At 56.3% G+C, this 23,796-nt stretch carries 22 protein-coding genes, 7 tRNA genes and 1 pseudogene; 23 read left to right on the forward strand and 7 right to left on the reverse strand.

Going from position 1 to position 23,796, the window contains the following annotated elements; all coding sequences use genetic code 11:
* The first annotated feature begins 16 nt into the window (after positions 1-16).
* The 16 genes and pseudogenes from aroH to ndk all read left to right on the forward strand — a co-directional run bounded on the left by aroH (position 17) and on the right by ndk (position 15,643).
* A pseudogene (gene aroH / locus KGZ66_01345) lies at positions 17-382 on the forward strand (chorismate mutase).
* Positions 365-1,069 carry a (d)CMP kinase gene (locus KGZ66_01350; protein MBS3984244.1) on the forward strand — a complete coding sequence of 235 codons (705 nt, stop codon included), beginning with the start codon at positions 365-367 and terminating at the stop codon, positions 1,067-1,069. The pseudogene aroH and the gene KGZ66_01350 overlap by 18 nt, the downstream one beginning before the upstream one ends.
* Positions 1,056-1,640 carry a 1-acyl-sn-glycerol-3-phosphate acyltransferase gene (locus KGZ66_01355; GenBank protein ID MBS3984245.1) on the forward strand — a complete coding sequence of 195 codons (585 nt, stop codon included), beginning with the start codon at positions 1,056-1,058 and terminating at the stop codon, positions 1,638-1,640. Before KGZ66_01350 ends, KGZ66_01355 begins: the two co-directional genes overlap by 14 nt.
* Complete coding sequence (locus KGZ66_01360; GenBank protein MBS3984246.1) at positions 1,637-3,709, forward strand: bifunctional 4-hydroxy-3-methylbut-2-enyl diphosphate reductase/30S ribosomal protein S1; 2,073 nt, start codon at positions 1,637-1,639, stop codon at positions 3,707-3,709. Before KGZ66_01355 ends, KGZ66_01360 begins: the two co-directional genes overlap by 4 nt.
* Positions 3,710-3,838: 129 nt before the next feature.
* Entirely contained in the window at positions 3,839-4,516 is a 678-nt protein-coding gene (locus tag KGZ66_01365; protein MBS3984247.1) for a DUF1614 domain-containing protein, read from the forward strand.
* Positions 4,506-5,696 (forward strand): stage II sporulation protein P, encoded by a 1,191-nt coding sequence (locus KGZ66_01370; protein MBS3984248.1) that lies wholly within the window; start codon positions 4,506-4,508, stop codon positions 5,694-5,696. Before KGZ66_01365 ends, KGZ66_01370 begins: the two co-directional genes overlap by 11 nt.
* 339 nt (positions 5,697-6,035) lie before the next feature.
* Entirely contained in the window at positions 6,036-6,494 is a 459-nt protein-coding gene (locus KGZ66_01375; GenBank protein MBS3984249.1) for a DUF3189 family protein, read from the forward strand.
* 58 nt (positions 6,495-6,552) lie between these two features.
* A complete protein-coding gene (locus tag KGZ66_01380; protein ID MBS3984250.1) occupies positions 6,553-7,854 on the forward strand; it encodes a DUF512 domain-containing protein in 1,302 nt (433 codons plus the stop codon).
* 5 nt (positions 7,855-7,859) lie between these two features.
* Positions 7,860-9,167 carry a ribosome biogenesis GTPase Der gene (der, locus tag KGZ66_01385; protein ID MBS3984251.1) on the forward strand — a complete coding sequence of 436 codons (1,308 nt, stop codon included), beginning with the start codon at positions 7,860-7,862 and terminating at the stop codon, positions 9,165-9,167.
* 306 nt (positions 9,168-9,473) lie between these two features.
* The gene (locus tag KGZ66_01390) at positions 9,474-10,478 is read left to right on the forward strand and encodes an NAD(P)-dependent glycerol-3-phosphate dehydrogenase (protein ID MBS3984252.1); all 1,005 of its coding nucleotides are present in this window, start codon (positions 9,474-9,476) and stop codon (positions 10,476-10,478) included.
* Between the two features lie 93 nt (positions 10,479-10,571).
* Positions 10,572-12,050, forward strand: a complete 1,479-nt coding sequence (gene spoIVA, locus KGZ66_01395; protein ID MBS3984253.1) for a stage IV sporulation protein A — start codon at positions 10,572-10,574, stop codon at positions 12,048-12,050.
* A 43-nt stretch (positions 12,051-12,093) separates the two neighbouring features.
* Positions 12,094-12,171 (forward strand) — tRNA-Pro (locus KGZ66_01400).
* 224 nt (positions 12,172-12,395) lie between these two features.
* A complete protein-coding gene (locus KGZ66_01405; protein ID MBS3984254.1) occupies positions 12,396-13,565 on the forward strand; it encodes an aminotransferase class III-fold pyridoxal phosphate-dependent enzyme in 1,170 nt (389 codons plus the stop codon).
* A gap of 13 nt (positions 13,566-13,578) precedes the next feature.
* Entirely contained in the window at positions 13,579-14,022 is a 444-nt protein-coding gene (locus tag KGZ66_01410) for an aromatase/cyclase (protein MBS3984255.1), read from the forward strand.
* 32 nt (positions 14,023-14,054) lie between these two features.
* A complete protein-coding gene (locus tag KGZ66_01415; GenBank protein MBS3984256.1) occupies positions 14,055-15,125 on the forward strand; it encodes a M42 family metallopeptidase in 1,071 nt (356 codons plus the stop codon).
* Positions 15,126-15,187: 62 nt separating this feature from the next.
* Positions 15,188-15,643, forward strand: coding sequence for a nucleoside-diphosphate kinase (gene ndk, locus KGZ66_01420; GenBank protein MBS3984257.1), 456 nt, complete (start codon positions 15,188-15,190; stop codon positions 15,641-15,643).
* A 63-nt stretch (positions 15,644-15,706) separates the two neighbouring features.
* Here ndk and KGZ66_01425 read toward each other — a convergent pair.
* The 7 genes from KGZ66_01425 to KGZ66_01455 all read right to left on the reverse strand — a co-directional run bounded on the left by KGZ66_01425 (position 15,707) and on the right by KGZ66_01455 (position 16,768).
* A tRNA-Leu gene (locus KGZ66_01425) sits at positions 15,707-15,789 on the reverse strand.
* Between the two features lie 7 nt (positions 15,790-15,796).
* Positions 15,797-15,871: transfer RNA gene (locus tag KGZ66_01430), tRNA-Lys, on the reverse strand.
* A gap of 96 nt (positions 15,872-15,967) precedes the next feature.
* Positions 15,968-16,042 (reverse strand) — tRNA-Gln (locus KGZ66_01435).
* 211 nt (positions 16,043-16,253) lie between these two features.
* A tRNA-Thr gene (locus KGZ66_01440) sits at positions 16,254-16,328 on the reverse strand.
* 5 nt (positions 16,329-16,333) lie between these two features.
* A tRNA-Glu gene (locus tag KGZ66_01445) sits at positions 16,334-16,409 on the reverse strand.
* A 7-nt stretch (positions 16,410-16,416) separates the two neighbouring features.
* A tRNA-Pro gene (locus KGZ66_01450) sits at positions 16,417-16,494 on the reverse strand.
* A 118-nt stretch (positions 16,495-16,612) separates the two neighbouring features.
* A complete protein-coding gene (locus tag KGZ66_01455) occupies positions 16,613-16,768 on the reverse strand; it encodes a hypothetical protein (GenBank protein ID MBS3984258.1) in 156 nt (51 codons plus the stop codon).
* A gap of 77 nt (positions 16,769-16,845) precedes the next feature.
* Between KGZ66_01455 and KGZ66_01460 the strand changes: the two genes are divergently transcribed.
* The 7 genes from KGZ66_01460 to KGZ66_01490 all read left to right on the forward strand — a co-directional run bounded on the left by KGZ66_01460 (position 16,846) and on the right by KGZ66_01490 (position 23,727).
* Positions 16,846-17,598, forward strand: coding sequence for a hypothetical protein (locus tag KGZ66_01460; protein ID MBS3984259.1), 753 nt, complete (start codon positions 16,846-16,848; stop codon positions 17,596-17,598).
* Positions 17,599-17,661: 63 nt separating this feature from the next.
* The gene (locus KGZ66_01465) at positions 17,662-18,453 is read left to right on the forward strand and encodes a Ku protein (protein MBS3984260.1); all 792 of its coding nucleotides are present in this window, start codon (positions 17,662-17,664) and stop codon (positions 18,451-18,453) included.
* A gap of 26 nt (positions 18,454-18,479) precedes the next feature.
* Positions 18,480-19,376 carry a hypothetical protein gene (locus KGZ66_01470; GenBank protein ID MBS3984261.1) on the forward strand — a complete coding sequence of 299 codons (897 nt, stop codon included), beginning with the start codon at positions 18,480-18,482 and terminating at the stop codon, positions 19,374-19,376.
* Positions 19,366-20,274: a non-homologous end-joining DNA ligase gene (ligD, locus tag KGZ66_01475; GenBank protein MBS3984262.1), complete on the forward strand. Its 909-nt coding sequence runs from the start codon at positions 19,366-19,368 to the stop codon at positions 20,272-20,274. The genes KGZ66_01470 and ligD overlap by 11 nt, the downstream gene beginning before the upstream one ends.
* A gap of 43 nt (positions 20,275-20,317) precedes the next feature.
* A complete protein-coding gene (locus KGZ66_01480; protein MBS3984263.1) occupies positions 20,318-21,115 on the forward strand; it encodes a ChbG/HpnK family deacetylase in 798 nt (265 codons plus the stop codon).
* A gap of 13 nt (positions 21,116-21,128) precedes the next feature.
* Positions 21,129-22,961, forward strand: a complete 1,833-nt coding sequence (locus KGZ66_01485; protein MBS3984264.1) for a glucose PTS transporter subunit IIA — start codon at positions 21,129-21,131, stop codon at positions 22,959-22,961.
* Positions 22,962-22,965: 4 nt separating this feature from the next.
* Complete coding sequence (locus KGZ66_01490; protein MBS3984265.1) at positions 22,966-23,727, forward strand: patatin-like phospholipase family protein; 762 nt, start codon at positions 22,966-22,968, stop codon at positions 23,725-23,727.
* Positions 23,728-23,796 lie beyond the last annotated feature (69 nt).

The following is a 23,796-nucleotide window of genomic DNA, read 5'->3' on the forward strand; positions in this document are numbered from 1 at the left end:
AGAGCCTATTTTTTTGATGTGGGTGAGAGAAATCATTGCCATTAGAGGAGCAACAACCTGCGAAGCTAACACTAAAGAGGCCGTGCTTCGCGCGACTGAAGAGCTGCTGACAGCGCTGCTCGCAGCCAATAATCTCACAGAGAAGGACTTAATCAGCATAATCTTTACCGGTACACCCGACATTACCGCTGCATTTCCTGCACTTGCCGCGCGCACGCTTGGACTACAGGAGGTACCCTTACTCGGCGCGCAGGAACTAGCCGTAGAGGGAGCCCCCAAGCTGTGTGTGCGCGTTTTGCTACATGCACACGTGGCTTTAAGTCGGCATGAAATTAAACACCTGTACCTCCACGGTGCGCAGGTACTGCGGCCGGAGCTAGCTGTCGGCCGCGCAAGTGACCGGAAGTTGTGCATCGCTATAGATGGTCCGGCGGGAGCAGGGAAAAGCACCGTAGCTAGAAATCTAGCAGAAGAGCTTAATCTGCGCTACCTTGACACCGGCGCCATGTACAGGGCACTTACCTGGCAGGCGTTAGTCAAGGGGATTGACTTACAGGACGAGTCGGCGCTTACTAAGCTTCTGGAAGCGTCGCGGTTTGCGCTAGAGGGAGCGTCGCTGCTGACGTTAAACGGAGAGCCTTTAGGGGAGGAAATCCGCTCGCCGCAAGTAAACGACGCTGTATCGCGCGTCGCGCAAGTGAGTGCCGTGCGCCAAGTAATGGTACGCAAGCAACAGGAAATAGCCGAGACCTGCGGCATAGTAATGGAGGGCCGGGACATCGGCACAGAAGTAATGCCTACTGCGCCGATAAAAATATTCCTGGTTGCCGACCATGCGGAGCGCGCTAGGCGCAGGCAGCTAGAGATGCAATCGCAGGGCCATGCTGCTCTACTTACGGAGGTCGCCGAGCAAATAAAGGCGCGGGACGATAAGGACAGCACACGCGCGGCTTCGCCGCTTAGGAAGGCACCTGATGCGGTAACCATCGACTGCACTTTTCTGAGTCCTTCAGAGGTCGTGCAGGCGATTCTCAGGCTCGTTTGGCAGGAAGCACATGCGCGCATATAGCCTCCTGCGTGTTATAGCGTTATCGCTCCTTTGTCTCTTATATCGCGTCCGCGTGCGCGGACGGGAAAACATCCCGGCTAGAGGTAGTGTAATTCTGTGCGCTAACCATCTGCATATGTTTGACCCTATTCTCATGCTAGCCGGCACACGCCGTCACGTGCAGTTTATGGCCAAGGCCGAAGTGTTTTCATGGCCGATAATCGGTTCTCTCGCACGCCTCGCGGGGGCCTTTCCGGTAAAGCGCGGCGATGCCGATGTGCGGGCCATTAAGCACAGTCTGCGGATACTCGGGCAGGGCGGAGTGCTAGGCATCTTCCCCGAGGGGACGCGCGCTAAGGAAGGTGAGGTCAACGCGCCTTTCCAAGGTGTGACCATGCTCGCGGAGCGCACGCAAAGCCTGATTGTGCCTGCGGCCATTGTGGGGAGCTATAGACTTTGGCAACCGCTGACGATAGTATTTGGTCAACCGGTGAATGTACACTCCTTGTGTAAAGCAGGCGAGTACGACCGCGGCGAGGCAACCGCTCGCTTAATGGAAATCATCAACAGACTGAAGGAGAGCGCGCGGTGAAGGTGCTACTGGCCAAACCTACGGGCATGTGCCGAGGCGTTAAGCATGCGCTCGAACTCGCGCAGGACGTAGCGGCACGGCGAGGATGCAGCCTTGGTCCCGTGGTGCATAACCCGCAGGTCGTAGAGAGACTAGCGCAGGCAGGGCTACGTGAAAGCACTATTCTTGCTACTCCGTCAGGCAGCGAAGTGCTTATACGCAGTCACGGGGCGTTGCCGAGTGTATACGAAATGGCGCGACAGAAAAAACTCAGGCTTGTAGACGCAACCTGCCCACACGTGTTGCGCCTGCAGCGCGAGACGAGAAAGGCCGTGTCCGACGGCTGGGAAGTAGTTCTGGTAGGTGACGCGGAGCACCCAGAGGTAGAGGCCGTACTCGGGCATGCGGGCGGAGCAGTGCGAGTCGTGCGAAGCTCCCAAGAACTTACAGAGCAAGTTCTTGCGCCGCGAGTTGCGGTGCTCGCGCAAACGACTACTCCCATAGAAGCCTTTGACGAAGTAGTTCTGTTCCTTCGCCAGCGTGGGCATGAGGTGAACGCAGTCAACACAATTTGTGTTGCCACGCAAGAAAGACAACTTGCCACCTATCAATTAGCCGCACAAGTAGATATAATGGTAATCGTGGGTGGGAATAATAGTGCCAACACCAAGAACCTAACCGCCCTTTGTAGCCGGGCGGGCACTCCCACCTATCAGGTCGAAACATCTGACCAGTTAGACCCGGCATGGTTTCTTGGCAAACGGGTGGCTGGTGTGGCTGCAGGTGCTTCCACCCCTGAATGGATCATTAAGGAGGTCGTCGTCGCAATGGAGAACATGGAAAACAAGCTCCCGGAAGTACAAGAGGCTGCGGCAGAAGAGACTACTGCTGCCAGTGAATCCGCTCACTTCACTGCTCTTAAGCGCGGGCAATTGGTTGAGGGGCGGGTTGTCAGCGCCGATGCGGAAGGTGTCCTAGTGGACATAGGACAAAAGTCAGAGGGGTACATAACGAAGAGCGAGTTAAGCCATGACCCCAACTTTAACCCTGTCGAAATGTGCCCCATCGGCGAGACTATCAGCGCTGTGGTTCTCCGCATTGACGGCAAAGAAGACAAGATTCTTCTTTCTAAGCGCCGTGCGGCTGAAGACCAGGGCATGAAGGACATTAGGGCAGCACGCGAAAGTGGCGCTATCCTACAGGGGAAAATAGTCGAAGCCGTCAAGGGCGGGGTTATGGTTGATGTGCTTGGAATAAAAGCCTTTATGCCTGCATCCCACGTTGATTTGCGCTATGTGCCCGACCTTACCGCCTACCTCGGCCAGACGGTGTCGGTCCTGGTGAAGGAAATTGAGGAGCCTCGCCGCCGGGTAGTCGTATCGCGCAAGGAAGCCCTCGAGAAAAAGACCGAGGAACTCAAGTCTAGAACTTGGGAAGGCCTCGTCCCAGGGCATATCCGCGAAGGCGTAGTGCAGCGGCTAACGGACTTTGGCGCCTTTGTCGATTTAGGTGGCGTAGACGGGCTGGTGCATGTTTCGGAGATTGCTTGGCAGCGCGTCAGTCACCCGCAAGAGGCGTTGACCGTCGGGCAAGAGGTTAAGGTGAAAATCCTTGGCGTAGACCGTGAAAAGGGCCGCGTCTCGCTGAGTATCAAGCAGGGTGAGGGCGACCCCTGGAATAAAATCTCGGATATGTTTACACCCGGCGCGATAGTGCCTGGGCGCGTCGTGCGCACCGCGAGCTTTGGCGCGTTCGTGGAAATTGCGCCTGGCATCGAGGGACTGGTGCATATCTCACAGCTCGCGCATGACCGCGTGGAGAAGACGGAGGATGCCGTAAGGCCCGGCGACCAGGTAACGGTTAAAATCCTTTCCATCGTGCCAGCGGAACATCGCGTCAGCTTGTCCATTAAAGAAGCTTCGGAGCGCCCGCAGCATGAGCGCGCGGAGCGGCCGGAACGCGGCGAGAGAGGCGAGCGCCGCGAGCGCGGCGAGAGGCGCGGCCGCGACGACCGCAACCACAGCTACCGCGAGGAGAGCAAGGTAACGCTCGGCGACGTTTTTGGAGAGCTGCTTAAGGAAAAGAAATAGCTTAGGTCTAGACCTAGGTCTGCACATTGGGCAACCAATGTGCTTTTTCTTTTTTAGTCGCCTCGGTTTCGGGCACACTAGCGGTAGGGCGCGAAGTCATTTTTGGCAGCTTGAGAAAGGAGCGATCCCTTGCTAGGTCTACCGGTTGGTCTGATTGCCTTGGTGATTGTGACTATCCTGATCATGAGCGGCGTAGCACAACGCGTGCTAGACCGCATGAAAATGAACGACCGCACCGCGCTGATGCTGGTATTGGCCATGTTAATCGGTGGGTTTCTTCCTGACTTGCCCCTAGCGCCTACCCTGGCCATCAACGTCGGGGGAGGGCTCATCCCGATTGGCATCAGCTTGTACCTCTTTGTGACAGCAGGCACCGCCAAGGAGCGGTGGCGCACGGTGCTAGCGACCATTGCCACTACGGCGGCGATTTACTTAGTGTCCGCCTACCTTCCCACGGAGAAGCACATGTTGCTTGACCCCATTTACATGTTTGCCTTAATTGCCGGCATTACCGCATACCTGTTTGGCCGCTCGCGCCGCGGCTCGTTTATTGCTGGTGTGCTGGGAGTGGTGCTAAACGACCTAATCTACGGCATTCAACTTTACATCGGCCCCTTTGAGGGCGCGACTACTATCGGCGGCACAGGCATCTTCGACACCGTGGTCTTAGCGGGCTTGATTGCCGTGCTGCTGGCAGAACTTGTTGGCGAAACGCGTGAAAAACTGCAGGGAGGGCCGGTGGAAATCACATCGGAACGGCCGCAGGAACTAAGAAGTCCGGAAAGGAGAGATGGCAGTGAGTCGTAGGTTATTCGCAGCCTACTTCCTCCTGGTTTTCGCGCTCGTGCTGGCCCTATTCACGGAGCCGTGGTGGTTTTCGCCTCACCTCTGGCGCGGTGCGGTTGTGCCGGACTGGGAAGAAGATGCCCCGGAAGGGCAGTTCTTTACGCTTGTGGATGCAGAGACGGGCGAAGAGGTCTTTCACACTGCGCGCATGGTGTACGTGGGAGACATGGCCCAGACGCCAGACAACCGCCTGTATGAAGTTACGGCCATCGAGGGCTTTCGCGCTATGGCCCGTCTCCTGCGCACCGAAGCTATTGCCGAGCCGTCGGCATGGTTTCCCGTCTTTCTCGAAGAGTTTGGCCAGGCCGATGTATTGCCAAAAGCGAGAGCCGCAGAGCGCGAGGTGCGTGTCGCGATATATCACACGCACAGCGCCGAGTCCTTTCGTCCTAGCGACGGCTCGTCTAGCATTCGCGGCAACGGAGGCATCCTCAAGGTAGGCGACTCCTTTACGGCCGACCTTAAGGCGCAAGGCGTACAGGTGGAACACACCAAGACCATCCACTGTCCGCACGACAAACTCGCTTATCAGCGTTCCCGCCGCACAGCCGTAAGTCTAATGCGGCAAAACCAGCCGCAGGCGCTCCTAGACGTGCACCGCGATGCCCTAGAGCGCAGGTTCTACACGGCTACTGTTAAGGGGCGCGAGTTAGCACAAGTGCAGTTGGTAGTAGGGCGCCAGAATCCTAACATGCGTGCCAACAAGCAGTTTGCACAGGAGCTAAAGGCTGCTGCGGATAAGCGTTTCCCCGGCTTAGTGAAAGGCATTTTCTTTGGGCGTGGCAGCTACAATCAGGAGCTGCACCCGCGCGCCGTTTTGCTTGAGATGGGCACGCACAAGAGCACGCGCGCCGAAGCTAAAGATGGCGCAGAGCTCTTTGCACAAGTAGTGGCGGCATATCTGGGAGGTGCAGCTCCGGACAGCGCGGCAGGCTTTGCGCGCGAGGGAAGTGCCGCCCGCACGAGTCTCTTGTTTATCCTTGGGCTCCTAGTGGCCGGCGGCGTTGCCTACCTCTTTCTCAGTACGGGCAGCGTCGCCGAGATGAAAGAGAAGGTGCGGCAGTTTGTGGGCAGCGAGTTTCTTGGCTCGCGCCGGAAGAATCGCGGTGATGGCGACGACACGAACCCTCCTCGTGCATAGCGGCGCGGGGGTCGCCGCTTTGATTGTAGGTCTTAGGCACCTAGGTGACGAAGCTGTCTGTACGCACTTGCCCAAGCTGTGGCCTGCCGTGAGCAGGCCTGGGCGCTTTATATGTCTCTCGCAGGAGGGGAACAGGGTCATCTGCCTAAACAGCGGCGGCTCCGGTGACATAGCACAACGCCTTACAGAGGCCGCGGGAGTTTTGTGGCATGTAACACACTTCTCTCCGCTCTACGTCAAGGAAGGAATGTTCTGCAGGCTCCGCTTCTGGTTGTATTTGCGCTTTCCCGCGCAGAAGTGGCTGCTCGGCTTTGAGCTTTCCCAAAGGTCAGGGAGCTAGTGGAGGTCATCTACTGCTGCTACGCAGGCAGTCATACCTCGGTAACGGCGGCGGGCATACATTTGGGTCTGCTCCCAACCACAGTGCGTCCGTTGCCGTCTGAGATATTGTCCTTGCCAAACTTTGATCAAGGCTCAGCACGTCGACTAGGTCACGTACGTAAACTTGGGGAAGACGAGTATGGGAATAACGTCTACGTGGCCGGACTAGGTCCCAACCGGGCTGTAACTCTCACCGCACTGCGCTTAGTTCTCGCCGGGAGCCACGTCAAGCCGGACGATCTATGCATAGTAGATGCGCTAAGTTGCATCAGCTTTTGGGTGCGCCTAGGCGGGTTTCTCTCACGGCGTTGTGGCTGCGTGTGGTTAGGGCGGCCGCTGTGCGTGTGGGGAATTTTGGCGCGGTACGGATGTTTCGTGCGGCTCGTAAGCGAGGTGAAAGCCATATGCCGCACTTGACGTAATAGGGGCAGTGGGGGATAATGTGGGCTGAGGTTGTGTCCCGGGAGAGATATATATGCACAAAGTGACTAGTGTCCTGCCTGCTTCGCCCGCCGCACGCGCGGGACTTCGTGTGGGTCTTAGTATTGTAAGCGTCAACGGCGAGACTGTAAGAGACATCATCGACTGGAAACATGCCCTGGCTGCATCGGTAATGCGCATTGTGGCGCGCGATGAGCATGGGTGCGAGAAAACTTACGTTGTCAGACACGAGTCCGGGGCGGACATAGGCCTCGGATTCGACTCTCCTACCATTGACAGACTACATACTTGCCAAAACAATTGCGTATTCTGCTTTGTACGGCAGATGCCGTCAGGGCAGCGCGACAGCCTTTACGTCAAGGACGACGACTACAGACTCTCGCTCGTGTATGGTTCTTTTGTAAGCCTAACCAACGTTGACGACGATGACTGGCTGCGCATCCTACGGGAGCGCATTTCGCCAATTTACGTTTCTGTTCACAGCACTAACCCGCGGCTACGAGCTTACATTATGCAGAACCCGCGAGCGGCCGAGGTTATGGCACAACTGCGGGAGCTAGTTTCGCGTGGCATTGCCGTACACGCCCAACTCGTGCTTGTACCCGGATTAAATGACGGCGAGGAGCTTACCCGTAGCTTACGCGAACTGACAGCGCTCTACCCAGGCGTAGACTCTGTAGCAGTAGTCCCGGTTGGCCTGACCGGCTACCGCTCATGCCTTACGCAGCTAACCGGTTATGACGCGCCTTCCGCGCGAGCGGTTCTCAGAGAAGTTGGTCACTTCGCCGGTCGCATGCGGCGAAAACACGGTGTTAGCGTGGTCTACTCCGCAGACGAGTTCTACGTCTTAGCGCAAGCCGACTTTCCGGGCCACGCGCAGTATGACGACTATCCACAACTGGAGAACGGCGTGGGCTTATGTCGGAGCTTCATCGACGATTTTCGTCGTGAGTGGGCGAACTGGAGGAGCACGGGACTTAGCTTGCGCCCTACGGCGTGGCTCACCGGTGAAAGCGCGCAAGGCGTCATGCGAAGTTTGCAGCACACGGTAAATCTCGCGGGCGGAGCTGTAGACCTCGTAGTTGTTAAAAACACGCTCTTTGGGGGGCAGGTTACCGTTACGGGGCTTCTGGGTGGGCGGGACGTTGCAGCGGCACTAGAGACCGCGCAGCTCGCGCCCGACACTCTGGTACTTATTCCGGACGTGTGCCTCCGGGCGGATGCTTTTCTTGACGGCTTAACGTTTAGCGAGCTCTGCGCGCGTTTTCCGCAACTTGCGCTTACTGCTTGCCCTACGCAAGGAAACGAGTTGGCACGTATAACCAAAGGGGAGTGAAGCGGTTGGCTTTCGTCGCGATTGTCGGTCGACCCAATGTGGGAAAATCGACGTTATTTAATTATCTGGTGGGCAAGCGTATCTCCATCGTGGAAGATACGCCGGGCGTAACCCGCGATCGGCTGTATGCGGAAGTGGAGTGGACAGGCCGGAATTTCACTTTAGTAGACACCGGCGGCATTGACACGCTGAGCGAAGATGTCTTGTTTAAGCAGATGCGGTTGCAGGCACAGGTGGCCATAGACGAAGCGGATCTAATCGTGTTTCTCGTCGACGGCAGGCAGGGCGTAACTGCGGCGGACGATGAGGTAGCCCGCATCTTGCGCCACACGCAGAAGCCGGTGCTCCTTGTGGTGAACAAACTTGACGTGCCCGCGCTTTTTGCACACGCCGCGGATTTCTGCCGCCTCGGGCTAGGCGACCCGGTGCCTATTTCCGCCGCTAACGGCATGAACATCGGCGATCTCCTTGACCTGATTGTCAACCGCCTACCGGCAGCCGCTCCGCCCGAATACGGCGAGGACATCGTTAAGCTTACAGTTATGGGGCGCCCTAATGTGGGGAAGTCCTCCCTAGTCAACTCAATCCTGGGAGAGGAACGCGTTATTGTCAGTGACATCCCAGGCACTACACGCGATGCGGTGGACACATATTTTGAGCGCGGCGACAGCAAGTACGTAATTGTGGATACGGCGGGCTTACGCAAACAAGCTAAGGTCAGGGAAGATATCGAGCGCTATAGCGTGATGCGGAGCTTGCGTGCGGTAGATAAAGCCGATATCTGCCTAATGGTGATAGACGCTACAGAGGGCATTCTCGAGCAGGACAAGAAGATTATTGGCTACGCACACGAGAAGGGCAAGGGCATTATCTTTGTCGTCAACAAGTGGGACCTCGTGGTCAAAGACGATTGGACTGCTGACAAGTTTAAGCAAAAAATCTATGCAGAGCTGCAGTTTGCCGACTATGCCCCCTGTATTTTTGTCTCGGCTAAGACCGGGCAGCGCGTGCCAAAGATTCTCGAACTAGTGTCTGCCGTACATGCGGAACAGACAAAGCGGGTTCGCGCCTCGGTCTTGATGGAGCTCGTGACGGAGGCTACAGTGGTGACTCCTCCGCCGCAAGTGCGCGGCAAGAAACTAAAAATAGGGTATGTGACGCAGACAGACGTCAAGCCGCCCACTTTCCTGTTCTTGGTCAACGATCCGTTGCTGATGCACTTTAGTTACCTGCGCTTTTTGGAGAACCGCATCCGTGCGGTATACGGATTCTCCGGCACATCCATACGCTTGCTGACACGCAAGAAGGAGTGATGGCGCCGGCTGTGGGGTTGCTGGCTCCTGGCTCTTAGTAGAGGGGAGCGTGCTCCGTGCTTCGTGCTTTGTGCTCAGTGCCTAGTGCCTAGTGCTCAGTAGAGCGGTATCGCAGTGGCACCCGTTCCATCTTAACCTTTTACGTACCTTTCCACCTCAACCTGCTTACAGCTTACAGCTGAGAGCCCGCGGTTCATGATTCACGATTCCTGATTCATGATTGCCCCGGCTCACAGCTCACAGCTCACAGCTCACAGCTCACAGCTGCTCCAAGCCACAAGCCACAAACGTATGGGAGGTGTCCACATGAAAATAGGCATAGTAGGCGGAGGCGGCTGGGGCACCGCGCTAGCTTCCGTGGTCGCGAAGAACGCGGCAGAGGTGATCATGTGGGTGCGCGAAGACGCAGTGCGCGAAGAAATCCGCCTCCAGCGCACCAATGCCAATTTTCTGCCGGGTGTTAGGTTGCCTGAGAATGTTACGCCGGTCGACTCCTTTACGCACTTTTCTCGCTGCGAGCTGATTATTCTGGCAGTGCCGTCCGCCTTTGTGCGGGCAACGGCGCAGTTATTGCACCAGCAGTTGTCGCATGTCACACCCATAGTCAGTGCGGCTAAAGGCTTGGAGTTTGGCACGAATCTGCGCATGTCCGTTGTACTCAGCGAGGTATTCGGAGCGAGCTATCCACTGGCTGTTCTTTCCGGCCCCAACATTGCTTTAGAGGTTGGGCGGGGGATTCCTTCGGCGGCGGTAGTGGCGTCACCTGACCAAGCTTTTGCGACGGCCGCACAGCGCGTGCTGATGACCGACACTTTTCGCGTCTACACCAACCGTGACCTTATCGGCGTCGAGCTAGGCGGTGCGTTAAAGAACGTAATCGCACTTGCCGCGGGTGTCGTCGACGGCCTTGGGTATGGCGACAACACTAAGGCTGCGCTTATGACGCGCGGCATGACTGAGATAGTGCGCCTCGGCAGGGCTTTAGGAGCAGAGGCTTCTACCTTCGCCGGATTGTCTGGGATGGGCGACTTAATCGTAACGTGTACGAGCGCGCACAGCCGCAACCGCCGCGCCGGCTTGGCCCTAGGGCAGGGGAAGCAGCTTGCCGAGGTGCAAGGTGGAACGCCTATGGTTATCGAAGGTGTCAATACTACGCGCGCGGCACATCAGCTCGCGCTAGAACACGAGATAGATATGCCCATCACAACAGCGCTGCACGATGTATTGTTTAACCGGCGCGACCCACGCGAGGCCGTCATGGGGTTAATGACGCGAAACATGAAAAACGAAACGGAAGAATCCCTGCCTTAGTTATATCCGCAATCCTCCCGAATATATTGTACTGACCAAGCCTTGCAGGTGGTTGCCTTGCGGTGTTTGGAAGAAGGGGGGAAGTGGGTGCACATGGAGCGGTTCGATTTACTCAAGGATATTGCTGAGAGAACAGGCGGAGATATATACCTTGGAATTGTAGGGCCAGTTCGCAGCGGCAAGTCTACCTTCATCAAACGGTTCATGGAGCTGGTGGTTCTCCCTAACATAGACGATGAGCATGTTAGGGAACGCACGCGCGATGAGCTGCCGCAAAGCGGGGCCGGTCGCACCATTATGACTGTGGAGCCCAAGTTTATTCCGGACGAAGCGGTTGAGCTTGCGCTTTCGCCCGGTCTGGCAGCGCGAGTCAGGCTGGTGGATTGCGTAGGGTATACCGTCAAAGGCGCACGCGGGTATATGGACGAGAACGGCCCACGCATGGTGCAGACGCCGTGGTCGCCTGAACCCGTCACCTTTGAAGAGGCGGCCGAGATGGGCACACAAAAAGTAATTGACGAGCATTCCACGGTAGGGATTGTGGTTACGACCGATGGTTCTTTCTCCGACCTTGCGCGGGCCGAGTTTGTTCCCGCGGAAGAACGGGTGGTTAGTGAACTGCGCGAGCTAAGCAAGCCCTTTTTGCTCCTGCTCAATTCCAGCCAGCCCAATAACCCAGACACGCTTTTGCTGCGAGGCGAGTTAGAAGCCAAGTACGGCGTGGCCGTTTTACCCGTCAACTGTGCAAAAATGACGGAAGAAGACGTAGCCACTATCTTAAAAGAAGCGCTGTATGAGTTCCCGGTGCGTGAGGCTAACGTAGCCCTGCCCGCCTGGATACGTGTGCTTGACACCGCGCATTGGCTGCGAGTTAAGCTCGAAGAAGCCGTCGCCGAGGGTGTCAAGCTGGTGCGGCGGCTGCGGGACATTGACGACCTCATTCTGGAGCTTAGTCTCTGTGATGCCGTACAGGACGTCGTCCTGCAAAACATGGACTTGGCCAAAGGCGTAGCTAACGTAGAGGTCACGACGCCGGATCACCTCTATTACGACGCCTTGAGTGAGGCGGCTGGGGAAGAGGTTAGGGGCCAGGACACTATTCTTAAGTTGCTGCGGTTACTGACACAGTCTAGCCGCGAGTATGACCGTATACGAGACGCTTTCCGTGAAGCGAGGAACCAAGGCTATGGCATCGCACCACCTAGCCTAGAAGAGATGTCTCTAGATCAGCCCGACATTATCCGGCAGGGCTCCCGTTTCGCCGTGCGGCTACGCGCTACGGCTCCCTCGTTCCATATTATCCGAGTAGACGTAGAGTCCGAGGTAGCCCCTATCGTCGGTACGGAAAAGCAAAGTGAAGACCTCATTAAGTACCTTGTCGACGAGTTCGAGGGCAGCCCGGAAAAGCTCTGGAGTGCTAACATCTTTGGCAAGTCGCTGCATCACCTAGTGCGTGACGGCATTCAAAATAAGCTGCTCACCATGCCCGACAACGCTCAGGAAAAACTGCGCGAGTGCTTGCAGCGCATGATCAATGAAGGCAGCGGCGGCCTAATCGCCATTATCCTCTAAACGCTTGCGCAAACCTGCCCAGTAAGCTATAATGAGCAAGCGGCGGGCTGTAGCGCAGTTTGGCTAGCGCGCATGCTTGGGGTGCATGAGGTCGCAGGTTCAAGTCCTGTCAGCCCGACCAGCCTTTCCAGAGCACGCCTAGTTTGAGGGGACTTCCAAGTGAAGTCCTCTCATTTGCGTTTTTGCCCATGCTTTTCTTTGTGCACGATGTAGTGTACAATTTGGGCAAGGGTAAACATAGGAGGGGAAAATGTGGTAGAGCACGATGTCCACGCAGTTGCAGAGGAAACGATTGCGAAGTATGAGCGCTTCGTCAACCCGAGTCTGGCAAGACTTTTCCGTTACATGGGCCTAGCCACTGTGGAGCACTCGGCGCGGGGCAGTACGGTAACCGACTTTAAGGGCGATGAATACCTTGACCTACTGGGTGGCTACGGCATGTACGGCGTAGGGCATTCTCATCCGCGAGTTGTGGCGGCAGTCAAAGCACAGCTAGACCGCATGGCCATGCCGACCAAAATTCTCTTAAACAAACCGATGGCTGACTTAGCCGAACTCCTAGCTGAAATTACTCCGGGCGACCTTACGTATTCGTTTTTGTGCAACAGCGGAACCGAAGCGGTAGAGGCGGCCATAAAGCTAGCTAAGGTAGCTACAGGCAAGCAGGGCATAATCTCTACAACCGGAGCCTTCCACGGTAAGTCCTTGGGTTCGCTGAGCGCGACAGGGCGCGAGTTGTTCCGCGAGCCCTTTAAGCCGCTCTTAAACGGCTTTGGCCATGTTCCCTTTGGCGATGCGCAGGCTATCGAGGCGGCGATAGGCAACGACACCGCTGCGGTAATCGTGGAGCCTATTCAAGGCGAGGGAGGCGTGATAGTTCCTCCTAGCGGTTACTTGGCATCTGTTCGCGAAATCTGCGACAGAAAAGGCGTACTGCTGATTGTCGACGAAGTGCAGACCGGTATGGGTCGCACCGGCAAGATGTTTGCTGTCGAACACGAGGGTGTTGTCCCGGATATCCTTTGTTTGGCCAAGGCTTTGGGCGGAGGCGTTATGCCTATCGGCGCGATTGTGGCCAAGCCTCACCTCTGGCAGAGCTTTATTGATGCGCCGTTCTTGCACACTTCCACGTTTGGCGGCAATCCCTTGGCATGCGCCGCGGCTATTGCCGCAATTAAAGTCACGCAGGATGAGAACTTGTGCGAGAACGCGGCTGTTATGGGCAATAGGTTCCTAGGGGCGCTTCGGGAAATGCAGGTGAAATACCCAGGTATCCTAGCAGAAGTGCGCGGACAAGGCCTGATTATTGGCCTCGAGTTTACCCATGAGGGCTATGCTGGCTTTGCCATTTCCGAACTGGTAAACAACAAAATCCTCGCTGCCTATACGCTAAACAACCCGAAAGTCATTCGCATCGAGCCACCCTTAGTGATAACCGCGCCGGAAGTAGAGCGGGCCATCGGGGTATGGGAAAAGATTGTCGCCTCGGCCGGGGACCTGGCCGCGGACCTGTAAAGGAGGGACACTCATGCCTTACGTAGAAGTTAACACCACAATCAAGGGCGACATTAAGCGCATCTGGGCAATCGTAGCGGACATGGCGAGCTATCCGCAGTTTATGCCAAACTTAAAGAGCGTCACCATCGAAGAGCGTGCGGGGAATACCACAGTCAGCAAATGGGTCAGTAACGTCGACGGACGCATTATTTCCTGGCGTGAGCGCGACGTGTTTTTCCCTGACGACTACCGCATTGAGTACACGCAAGTAAGCGGGGACCTCAAGAAGTTCGAAGGCAAGTGGCAACTCAGCCCAGACGGCGAGACGGTCAACGTTCTACTGACGGTAGACTTTGAATTCGGCGTTCCAATGCTTGCGGCTCTGCTGAATCCGCTACTGAAGAAGAAAGTGCGCGAGAACAGTGAAGGAATGCTTGCGGCCATCAAGAAGATATGTGAGGAAACACACGCCTGAACTAGCCAAAGGTACGTGAGAGGAGAGAATCTATGGACAGCACCCTAAAACTACTCAAAGACATTACCGACGCTCCCGGAGTGCCGGGATTCGAACACGAGGTGCGCAAAGTTATCCGCAGCTACATGGAGGGCTATGCCGAAATAAGCACGGACCGCATCGGCAGTATCATCTGCAAGAAGGCTGGCACGTCGGACCGCCCGCGGGTGATGATTGCCGGGCATATGGACGAAATCGGCTTTATGGTCAGCAAAGTAACCAAAGAGGGTTTCATCAAGTTCCAGACGCTTGGCGGGTGGTGGAGCCAAGTGATGCTTGGACAGCGCGTCGTGATAAAGACTAATAAGGGCGATGTAGTAGGAGTAATCGGCAGCAAGCCTCCACACATCCTCTCTCCCGAAGAGAAGAACAAAGTGGTAGAGATTCAGGCCATGTTTATCGACGTCGGCGCTAGCGACGAAACCGAGGCTACAGAGACGTTTGGCATCCGCCTTGGGGACCCGATTATTCCCCACGCGGAGTTCACGGTCATGCGCAATGAAAAATACCTTATGGCCAAAGCGTGGGATGACCGCTTGGGCTGCGCCCTTTTCATTGAGGTGGTGCGCGCCCTTAAGGACATCGAACATCCAAATACTGTGTACGGCGTCGGTACGGTACAGGAAGAAGTCGGGTTGCGCGGCGCAACGACTAGTTCCCATGTTATCGACCCGGACATCGGTTTTGCCCTAGAAGTCGGCATCGCCGGCGATAGTCCGGGAGCCGACAAAATGAATGAGAAGCTTGGCAAGGGGCCGGTTGTCCTGCTCTATGACTCTTCGATGATTCCGCACGTCAAGCTGCGCGACTTCGTTATTGACGTGGCCAAAGTTAATGGCATTCCCCTGCAATTTGACGTCTTGTCAGCCGGCGGGACAGATGCCGGACGCATCCACATTAACGCCGGTGGTGTGCCAAGCTTGTGCATAGCCGTGCCTACGCGCTATATCCACAGCCACTACGGCATCATTCACCGCGACGACTACGAGAACGCGGTAAAGCTCGTGCTCGAGCTTGTGAAGCGCCTCGATGCTAAGACAGTCGCCGAGCTTAATGCTGACTAACATAGGCCTCCTGCGTTGCAGGAGGCTTCTGCCTAGGCCAACTGCAAACTTGGAGGTGACTTATGGAGAGAACCTTCTGCTTAATCAAGCCGGACGGGGTACATAGGGGGCTCATAGGTGAAGTCATCACTCGCTTAGAGAACAAGGGCCTCCAGCTAATTGGCGTAAAGATGTTGGTGGTGAACCCACAGCTGGCCGCTCTTCACTACGCCGAGCACGAGGGAAAGGTCTTCTACCCAAAACTGCTGGAGTACATAACCGCAGGGCCAGTAGTGGCCATGTGCGTGCGAGGACACCGGGCGGTAAGCGTACTACGCAGCCTTGTCGGCAAAACGGATCCCGCAGATGCCGCCGGAGGCACCATCCGGGGCGATTACGGCTTGTGCAAAGGGAGGAACATCGTGCACGCTTCTGACAGCCTCGCGGCTGCGGAGCGAGAGATAGCGCTATACTTTGCCTCCGAAGAGCTTGTAGACTGCGAACAGGCTCTACTACCCTGGATTTACCGCGAGGATTAGTAGCAGCACTCAACATAAAAACAGCCTGCGGGAGCAAGCTGTTATACCGGCCTGAGATTAAATTGGTGCGAGGAGGGGGACTCGAACCCCCACGGTTGCCCACTAGATCCTAAGTCTAGCGCGTCTGCCAATTCCGCCATCCTCGCATATGGATGGTGGGCCATGATGGACTCGAACCATCGGCACCCCGCTTAAAAGGCGGGTGCTCTACCACTGAGCTAATGGCCCATAACTAGAGGTTAGAGATTTGAGGTTAGAGGTTAGAGAGGTTAGAGAGGTTAGATACTCTAACTTCTAATTTCTAACATCTAACGTCTAGTTTAGTGGCAGGGGCGGCTGGATTTGAACCAACGCATGCGGGAGTCAAAGTCCCGTGCCTTACCGCTTGGCGACGCCCCTGTGTAACTAGAGGTGAGAGGTTAGAAGTTAGAGGTTAGAATGGAGCCTTGAGCTGTGAGGCGCTAGAAATCATGAATCAGGAATCGTGAATCATGAACTAGGGGTTCAGCGCTCAGCAGTCAGCTTTCGGGGTTAGGCGTTAGGCGTTAGGTTTAAGGCGTGAGAACCTCGTTCTACGAAGCACGAAGCACGAAGCACGAAGCACGAAGAATGGAGCCGGCGATGGGATTCGAACCCGCAACCTGCTGATTACAAGTCAGCTGCTCTACCATTGAGCTACGCCGGCATAAATGGTGACCCCAACGGGATTCGAACCCGTGTCGCCAGCGTGAAAGGCTGGTGTGTTAGACCGCTTCACTATGGGGCCATAAAGTTGGTCGGGGCAGCAGGATTTGAACCTGCGACCTCCTGCTCCCAAGGCAGGCGCGCTAGCCAAGCTGCGCTATACCCCGCAAACACAACAACATAGAATTTACATCACTTGCACACACAAGTCAAGTGACATGATATGCTATGTTTACTGCTAAAGTATAGCACCGTTTGGCACGTGCGCCAAGTCGACAAAAGTATTCACGCGATTCCGTCTTCGTCGTTTTCTACAGCACCGGTAATAACAATAGTATTGCCAAGGCACACTGAACACAGGGCTGTGTCGGGCATGGCCGCACCTACATAGTATTGGTATTCTTTATGACACGATTTGCATTTTCTGCGGCGAATCGTCACCTTAACCACCTCGGTAACAGTGTTGCCGAATGCTCGCCCACACAAACAGCTTACTTAACAATTGAAGGAGGAAAAGTATGCGCGCTATTACCTTTGTCCTGACACCCGCTGCCAGCAAACGCCTGATTGCGAGAGCGGTGGTGTCAATGCCGGCAGTGCAACGCGCCCACAAGGCGGGTCGCCTGATTGTGGCCGGAGGCATCACAAACGCCTATATTGCCGAGGAACTGACGGGCCAGCAGCTAGAAAAGGCCCGCTATACCGCAGGTATAGTCACGGATTCCAAGTGGAGCTTGACGCCGCCGCAGACTCGACTTAAGCCGCTGGCGTTTGAGCAAGGTGAAGTGTCACACCGCACTTGGCAAGAAGTGTTACAGGACTTTACGCATGAAGACGTGTTTGTTAAAGGCGGAAACGCTCTGGACGCAGGCGGAACTGTGGGAGTACTTGTAGGCGGCAAGAACGGTGGCACCATTGGTGCGGCTTATGGACACCTTGTTTCAGTCGGCGCGCATTTGATTCTCCCCGTAGGGCTAGAGAAGCTTGTGCCGTCGGTGAGCGCGGCAGCTAACGCCTTGGGCCAAATTCCGTTAGAGGCTTCGCTGGGGATGCCATGCGGACTTTTCCCCGTAACCTACGGCACGGTGATTACCGAACTTGACGCCATACACCTGCTCTATGCGCTCGACGCCGTGCACGTTCACAGCGGTGGAGTGGGGGGTAGTGAAGGCGCGGTTGGGTTAGTGGCGCGGGGCGATGACGATGCCTGTCGGCGACTTCGCGATGACCTAAAGGGTTTAATGATGGAGCCTGCAATCCATATCTCTTGACGGCTCGCAGGATTAGTGCCTACCGCCTCCGGAGACTCTAAATGAAAGGGAGGCGGTTTTTGTATGCGCAGCATCTGGAATGGGGCCATTTCGTTTGGGCTGATTAACGTTCCGGTAAAGATGTTCACGGCTACCGAGGACAAAGACTTGCGGTTTCGCTTGCTGCACAAGGCTTGTCAGGCTCCGCTCAAGCAGAAGCGCGTCTGCTCAGCCTGTGGACAGGAAGTAGCCTGGGACGACACAGTGCGCGGGTATGAGTGGGAGCCGGGGAGATTTACGCTTATAACCGAGGAGGAACTCGACGGCCTGCAGGGGGCGGCCTCCCGCAGCATCGACATACTGGATTTTGTGAATCTGGAGGACATTGACCCCATATATTTTCACAAGACGTACTACCTGGCACCGAGCGAAACGGGCAAGAAGGCGTACCATTTGCTGCGCACAGCGATGGAAGAGACCGGGAAAATCGCTGTAGGCAAAGTGCATCTGCGGGAGAAGCAGCACTTGGTGACCCTTAGGGTAATCGCCGACTGCATTGTCATGGCCCTAATGTTTTACCCTGACGAAATACGCGATGCGGCGGAAGTCCCCGCCATCCACGAGGCAGTCGTCATCCAGGATGCGGAGCGACGGATGGCGCTCGAGTTAATAGAGCGCCTGGCCGAACCCTTTGTAGCTGCGAAGTACACCGACACTTATCGCGGTGAACTGCTGGCACTTCTCACAGCGAAAGCAGAGGGCGGGGAGATTAGTGCCGTAGCCACGCAACCGGCTGCGCGCGTAGGTGACTTGATGGAAGCGCTGCGCGCCTCGCTCGCTTTGGTGGATGAGCAGCGCCGCAAGGCAATCTCCTGATGATGCGGCCGGGGCAGGTAACGCCTATGCTGCTGACTTCTGCCAGCGAGATTCCTAGCGGGGATTACATCTTTCAGCGTAAGTGGGATGGCGTGCGCATGCTTAGTTTCGTGGCTCGGGGGAGAGTTACGCTACAAAATAGGCGTCTTAACTTGCGCACGGAGCACTACCCGGAACTTGCGGTGCTCGCCGATGCACTTAGTGCCACCGCCGCTATTCTCGATGGGGAGGTAGTTGTGCTAAGAGAAGGAGGGCGCACCAGCTTTCCAGCTATCTTGCGCCGCGAGGGAGCTACTAATCCACAGGCTGCGCGGCGGCTTAGGGAATCTCTGCCAGTGCACTACATGGTATTTGACATGCTTGAACTGGACGGATGCTCGATTACCCATTTGCCCCTCGAAGTAAGGAGCGCCATGCTCAGTGAAAGGCTCGCGCAGCATGTCGGTATAGTGCACATAGTCGAGAGCTGTACGGACGGTCCCGCTTTGTATAAGGATACGAAGCTGACGGGGGCGGAGGGAATTGTCGCCAAAGCAAAGGGCAGTCGGTATCTCATTGGCCAAAGGACGTTCGCCTGGCAAAAGATAAAGCACAAGCTGCGTGAGGAATTTATAGTGGTGGGGTACACACTGCGCGCCGGTCAAGTAAACTCGCTGTTAGTGGCGACAGAAGCGGAGGGTGGCGGATACAACTTGTGTGGACGGGTCGGCAGCGGCCTGACAAATGAGCATATTAAGCTCTTAACACAAGAACTCCCAAGGCTCTCTCTGCCGTGTGCGCCGGAGGGGTTCCCTAGAGGTGCTATTGCTGTGCAGCCGGTCTTGCTCGCTGACGTGGAATTTATGGAGTGGACGGAAACCCTGAAAATTAGAGCTCCGGTAATTAAGGGCTTTGCTCCGCGGATTAAGGCCTATGGCCGGTGACATTACGGTACAAGTAGGCGGGCATAGCGTGGCACTGAGCAATCTCGACAAAGTGCTGTGGCCAAAAGAGCACATCACCAAAGCAGAACTGATAAACTACTTCAACGACATTGCGCCCACCATTTTGCCGCATCTTAAGGACCGCCCGTTAGTCCTCACGCGTTACCCTGACGGCTGGCAAGGCAAGAGCTTTTATCAAAAGAACACGCCAAGTAGCGCGCCGCCATGGATAAGAACCGCGTCGCTGCCGAGCGAAAGAAGAGTCATCAGATACGTGATTGCCGACCACCCAGCCGTACTTGTTTGGTTGGCCAATCAGACGGCCTTTGAGTTGCACCCTTTTCTCTCGCGCGTAGACAGCATTGATTCTCCGGATTACACCGTCTTTGACCTTGATCCGATGGAGCGCACGACATGGGCTCACGTGCGACAGACCGCGCTGACTCTGCGGGCGGCTCTCTCGCACTTGGGATTGCGCGGCTATCCGAAGACTAGCGGCGGAGATGGGCTGCAAATATACGTCCCTCTCCTCTCCGGCGCGACTTACCAAGAGTCGAGGTCGTTTGCCACGGCTGTGCTCCAGGCTGTAAATAACGTCTTGCCGGAGATAACTACACTCGTACGTCATCCCGCCGCCCGCCAAGGCAAGCTCTATCTCGACGCGCTACAGAATGCGCGTGGCAAAACGCTAGTAGGCGTGTATGCTGTGCGGGCAAGGCCCGGCGCCACAGTAAGCACCCCTGTGAAGTGGGAGGAGATAGAAAGTAACTCCCTAGACAAGGACGCATGTACCTTGCGCACCATCGGGCACCGTGTCGCGAGATTTGGCGACCTCTTCCTGCCTGTGCTAAGAGACCGACAGAATATTCGCGAGGCTCTAGCGCGCCTAGGCAGGTAATCTGCGGCGAGGTGACGAAAGAATAGGCTACGGGGGTGGTTAGGTGTTGCGGGTGATTGTCAATGCCGATGATTTTGGCTTGTCTATCGGTGTCAGCCAAGGCATCATACGCGCGATAGCCCAAGGCGTGGTGACTTCGACCTCAATCATGGGCAATATGCCCGACCTAGGTGCACATCTCGAACTACTGCAGAGTGTTCCGCAAGCGAGCTTAGGTATTCACCTTACGCTCTCGGCCGGCAAGCCTTTGCTCGCGTCCAAGGATGTCCCTAGTTTGGTCGACAAGACGGGTGCATTTCGGCGCGATTCGCGCCTCGCAGTGAACAGGGCCGAGACGCTGCACGTTGAACGGGAATGGAGAGCGCAGATAGAGAGAGTATTGAGCTTGGGGATTCTGCCGACTCACCTCGACAGCCATCACCACGTGCACCTCGCCCCACGGCTAATGCACCTTGCCACAAAGCTAGCCAAGGAGTATGCGATTCCTTGTATTCGTCGTTTGACGGTGCGCGATGTATGGCGCGAGTCTCACCCATGGAGACATGCCCTCGTGCTTCCGCACATCGCTATCTCTCAGCACCTGGCGCTCGGTAGCGGTCTGTGCTTCCCAGATGGCGTGCTAGCGCTAAGCGACCAACTGCTTGGAACGTTAGCTCGCCTGCCGTCAGGAATATACGAGGTATTTTGTCACCCGGGCAAAGTTGACGATGCGCTGTGTAGAGTGAGCTCGCTTAGGTACGAGCGGGAGCGAGAACTTGACTTTCTCGTTTCTGCTGAGTTGAAGGCGGGTCTCCGTCAGCTTGGCGCTACACTCGTGACCTACCGCGAGCTAGCACTATAGGGGAGGGGTTTCCGTGCAGAAAGTTCTCCAAAGGCTCTCGGCAGCGCTGATGGTGCCGGTCGTCATCCTGCCGATTGCGGCCCTGTTTCTTGCACTTGGCATGCAGCTACACATCGCGCCCGTAACTGCCGCCGGCAGCGATATAATGCTGGAGTATCTGCCACTTCTATTTGCGGTCGGCGTAAGCATCGGGTTTACGCGTTACGATGGCATGGCTGGCTTTGCCGGTGTTGTGGGGTACATTGTGCTTACGGGCGCACTAACTGCGGTCAACGCCGAGCTGGACATGGGAGTATTGGGCGGCATAGTTTCCGGCGCCGTGACCGCTTGGCTGTACTTTCGCTACCACGACATTCGTTTGCCCGAGTACTTGGGCTTGTTCTCAGGCAAGCGCTTTGTGCCGATGGCTTCGGCGGTGGTCAACTTAGCGTTAGGAACGCTGCTCGGGTATATGTGGCTGCCTGTACAGCAAGCAATCTTTGCCTTTGGCACTTGGATAATGGGGAGCGGGGCGATGGGGCTCTTCTTCTACGGTGCGACGAACCGACTCTTAATTCCTACAGGGCTACACCATATTATCCAGAATCTCATTTTGTACACGTTTGGCGTGTACACTGACCCGGCTACCGGGGTAATATATCAGGGCGAGGTACAGCGGTTCTTTGCTAATGACCCAACCGCCGGCAACTTTTCGGCAGGTTTCTTCATCGTCATGATGTTCTCTATCCCCGCGATTTGCCTGGCCATGGTACATGAAGCGCGTCCCGCACAGCGCAAACGCACGGCAGGCATTCTGGTCACCGCTGCGTTGACCTCGCTCCTTACCGGAATTACGGAGCCCGCCGAGTTTACGTTTATGTTTGCCGCACCTCTATTGTACAGTGTCCACGCCGTCCTCACCGGCACGGCGACGTTGCTATCACATGTGCTGGGGATTCGTCACTACGGTTTTGCCCTGCCGCTGTACATAATCAACTGGCGGTTCAGTGAAAACGCGTGGCTCATTCTGCCGCTCGGAGTAGGGTATGCCGCGGTGTACTACTTTGGCACGCGGTACGCCATCCGGCGCTTTAACCTACCCACGCTTGGGCGTACCGAGGAGGAGAAGGAGACGCCGCTAACCGGCAGTGCTAGCGGCGAGCAGCTGCTTAAGGCGCTTGGCGGTACTGCAAATATTACGGCAGTCGATTCCTGTATGACGCGGCTCCGGTTAAGCGTAGTCGACATGCACCGGGTGGACGCAAAAGAACTGGAGCGGCTTGGGGCAGCGGGGTTAAGCCGTGTAGGAGAAGACTATTTGCAGGTGGTTATGGGCACGGAGTCGCAGGCCTACGCCGAGGAGCTTAGGCGACTGATAGGTTTTTCGCAGCAGATGCACAGCGAGACACTGGTCAGCCCTATGACCGGGCGGGTCATCAGTCTGGCGCAAGTGCCGGATGATGCCTTTTCGCGGGGCCTAATGGGTCCCGGGATTGGGATTGTGCCCGACAGTGATGTGCCGACGGTGGTCGCGCCTTGTGCCGGAAGCGTCGAGAAGGTGTTTCCAGGAGGGCATGCGTTAGTCATCAAGTGTGCCGACGGCAGCCAAATACTCCTGCACATAGGTTTGGACACCGTTCACCTTAAGGGCGAAGGCTTCACACTGCTTATCGCAGAGGGCGCGTCTGTATCGCCCGGCGAGCCTCTAGTTAAGGTGGATTGGGCGCTTCTCGCCCAGAAAAAAGTCGACGCTACTACCGTCGTGACCTCTATGGCGCAAGGCGTACAGCAAGGCGCATGGAGGTTTATCGAACCCGGACCCGTAACGGCGGGCCTAGACGTTATCGCGAGTGCCAAGCCGAGGTGAGGACATGGACAAAGAAATGCGTGTGGGATTGGCCCTAGGAGGCGGGGGAGGCAGAGGCATAGCGCATATCGGCGTCTTAGCAGAGCTAGAAGCGGCCCGTGTCCCCATCCATGTCATAGCCGGGACCAGTGCAGGTAGCCTCGTGGGGGTGTTGTATGCGGCCGGGCTCTCGCCGGAGCAAATGTTGGCCCTAGCCATGCGGACGAGTTGGCGAGACTTAGTGCAGCTCACTATGCCACGGGTAGGTCTGGTAAGCGCTGCGCGCATGGAGCATTTACTTAACGACATTCTCCATAACGCCAAGCTCGAGGAACTGCCGGTACCTGTGGCGGCCGTGGCTTGTGACTTGTACACGGGGCGCGAGGTTGTGTTGCGGGAAGGGAACGCCGCCTTAGCGGTCAAGGCGAGCTGTGCCGTGCCCGGTATTTTTTCGCCCGTACCTTACAAAGACGCGCTACTCGCCGACGGCGGTCTCGTTAATGGGGTGCCGGTGAACGTTGCCAGGCAGATGGGCGCAGACGTAACTATCGCAGTGCAACTTCATCAAGGCGTGCAAAAGACGCAGGAACTGAACAACATCTTTACGATTCTATCACAGTCATTTGAAATTATGCAGCGCTCCCAACATATGGACGCCCCGGACGTGCTGATCGTACCGGAGCTAGCCAATCACCACATGGGCGACCTCGCTAGGGTTATGCCCGCTTATGAAGAAGGGAGAGCAGCCGCGCGCAGGGTGCTTCCCGCGATTTGCGGCTTGCTGTGAGCGATGAGCTGTGAGCGATGAGCTGTGAGCGATGAGCTGTGAGCGATGAGCTGTGAGCGATGAGCTGTG

It is taken from the genome of Selenomonadales bacterium (genome assembly GCA_018335585.1).
In the GTDB taxonomy this organism is placed as follows: domain Bacteria; phylum Bacillota; class UBA994; order UBA994; family UBA994; genus UBA994.